The sequence below is a fragment of the Comamonas sp. 4034 genome (genome assembly GCF_050434545.1).
Classification (GTDB): Bacteria; Pseudomonadota; Gammaproteobacteria; order Burkholderiales; family Burkholderiaceae_C; genus Comamonas; species Comamonas odontotermitis.
This window is the reverse complement of record NZ_JBNDIT010000054.1, coordinates 1-1941: the sequence shown is the minus strand read 5'-3', so window position 1 is coordinate 1941 and position 1941 is coordinate 1. Positions and strand designations below refer to the sequence as shown.

Annotated in this window: 2 protein-coding genes; one reads left to right on the top strand and one right to left on the bottom strand. The window is 58.9% G+C overall.

All coding sequences use genetic code 11. The features are described 5' to 3' along the window. On the top strand, positions 1 to 581 hold a 581-nt coding region (locus ABIE32_RS21690), incomplete at its 5' end, for a hypothetical protein (RefSeq protein WP_429019402.1). A 28-nt stretch (positions 582 to 609) separates the two neighbouring features. On the opposite strand, the gene ABIE32_RS21685 is transcribed toward ABIE32_RS21690, so the two are convergent. Continuing rightward, positions 610 to 1461, bottom strand: coding sequence for a hypothetical protein (locus ABIE32_RS21685; RefSeq protein ID WP_429019399.1), 852 nt, complete (start codon positions 1459 to 1461; stop codon positions 610 to 612). Positions 1462 to 1941: the final 480 nt, after the last annotated feature.

The following is a 1941-nucleotide window of genomic DNA, read 5'->3' as shown; positions in this document are numbered from 1 at the left end:
AGTTTGTGGTGCGGTACTTGCGCCGACCCCAGTTCGTCTCACTCATCATCCGAGCCTACTACCGCTGCGGCCCGGATTTGTGCAACAAAGCCCTGCAAGGGGATATGCCTGCCTTCGCCAGCCAGCGCCTGGTTCGATTTGATGAGCACGTGTTCCGCGAAAAAATCACACAGGTGGCGCACCTTGAAAACGCTCGCATAGATCTCTCATTGGTAGCGGGGACCGAGCACCCGGACTACTACGGATCCACCTGGGCTGAGTTGATTGGCCTGCCACCGGGCCATGACCGATGCGTGCTCAAGCGTCTCAACCTCAATTTGCACCAGCTTGCAGCATCAGCTGAGTACTACCTGAGCGCAGACAAGAAAGAACACTGGAGCTTTTACCTGCTCGATGACCAGTACTTCATCTCCTCGGGAAACCACCGCACCGTGCTAGGAAGGTTTCTGCTTGAGCTTAACGGATTGCCCGCGATCGTCCACGGGGTCTCCGTCACGGTCCTTCGTAGAGCATCGGCTGTCCAAGTGCAAGCGCCAGCTCCCGCCTCTATCCGCCAACGCTTGATGGGCATGTTCTCGTAGCCCTAGCATTGAGCTTTGGAGGGCCAGGTCAGGCCTTTCGCGCGAGCACCTCAAACTCGTGGGGTATCTCGGCTGGATTCGATGTGTTGCGCAGGCCTGTGCTGAATCGCGCGACGGCATGGAGAAATCCCATGTGGTCATCAACACGGTAGAAGCCTGATTCTGGCTCCGGCCTTCCGAGACTCGGGGGCAATGCCTCATCCCATCCGTCTTCAGCTGCTGGCCATGGCCGCAGGGCATAGTCGCCCTGCTGGAGCGGGTACAGAACCCATTGACTGCCATCGCCAAAGGCGTAGCAGAAGAAGCTGCCGTTCAATTTCACCTCCTGCGCCCAAGATGGAGGGGGTGACGCCACAGGGCCATCAGGCTCTTGGTGTTGCGTGAAAACGCGCGGGACAGGCTCTTGGACCACTCTGCTGGCAAATGCCGCTCTCAAAGCTCGAAGCTTTTCCCGTGGATCGAAGGCAACAGTAGATCTTGCAGCCAGGCGTTGGGCTTCCCGCCGACGCTCTTCCATTTGGGCAGCGAGTCGCCTTTGCTCCTGCGCCAGCGCCAGCGCCTGCTCCCGGATCAGGCTCTGACGCTCTTCCTCCTCAAACCGCGCCAGCAGAAGATCTGTATTGGTATCCAGCAGCTCGCGCTCCTCGGTGGTCAGCGGTCGACCAGACCCACCGAAGTTGAACTGGGGCTGTCCCAGAGCTTTGGCGCTTCCATAGCGGCGCTCAAAGCATGTGCTGCCCAGCACCATCAGGACTCCGCCCTCGCGCACGATATGGATTGCCGCGTGCACCCCATGGCCACAGCCAGGGTTCTGGCAGCGAACCCGCTCGTTTTCAGGTACACGAACAATCGCCAAGAGCTTTGAACCCATTGTTTGCATCTAGAACACCTCCGCTTTTTCGACAGTCTACAAGTGGCGGACCCGCGCCAAAAGGCACTTCATCCATCATTGCGCCCACCCATAGGACAATCCGTGAATGACACTCATAGCTACCATCGCGGCAACCGGTAAAGATGTCGAGTCATTCACCACGCCCCTGGACATCTGGGCGCAATGGCGGAAGCAGCCCATCGGCACCTTTGTCATTGGCCGACACCGAACGCCAGCAGTACTCAAGCGCAGCCCACGCGGTCTCCAGTTCTTTGCCGCAGCATCAGGACAGGGGGGAGTGACAGCCCCAGAGTCCATCGAACACCAAATAGCCAAGATCCAGTTGGTGCAGGGAATGCGAGCTGCTGGCCATGAGGCGAGGGTCGAGTATCCCGGAACGGCTTTGTTGCACAAATCCGGGCCGCAGCGGTAGTAGGCTCGGATGATGAGTGAGACGAACTGGGGTCGGCGCAAGTACCGCACCACAAA